Source organism: Chryseobacterium sp. SIMBA_028 (assembly GCF_046535285.1).
Classification (GTDB): Bacteria; Bacteroidota; Bacteroidia; order Flavobacteriales; family Weeksellaceae; genus Chryseobacterium.
In genome coordinates, this window is the sequence record NZ_JAWRWZ010000700.1 from 1 (window position 1) to 245 (window position 245).

At 38.0% G+C, this 245-nt stretch carries 1 protein-coding gene; it reads right to left on the reverse strand.

Going from position 1 to position 245, the window contains the following annotated elements; genetic code table 11:
• The coding region (locus SCA31_RS25055; RefSeq protein WP_410699650.1) for an SDR family NAD(P)-dependent oxidoreductase at positions 1–245 on the reverse strand (245 nt) is incomplete at both ends.

Here is a 245-nt window from a genome sequence, read left to right on the forward strand (position 1 = left end):
TATCCACTCCAAACGTATTCAGTTCGTAAGCTAAACTCTCGCTCCAACCTTCCAATGCCCATTTTGTTGCGTGATAGGTTGATCCTAATGGAAATGCGATCAATCCACCAATAGAAGTCGTTGTGATGAACATTCCTTTTCTTTTCTCTCTGAAATAAGGAATAAATGCCTGAGTTACACGAATAACACCTAATAAATTGGTATTCAACTGTTTTACGATCTGATCATCGTTTAAAGCTTCCAAC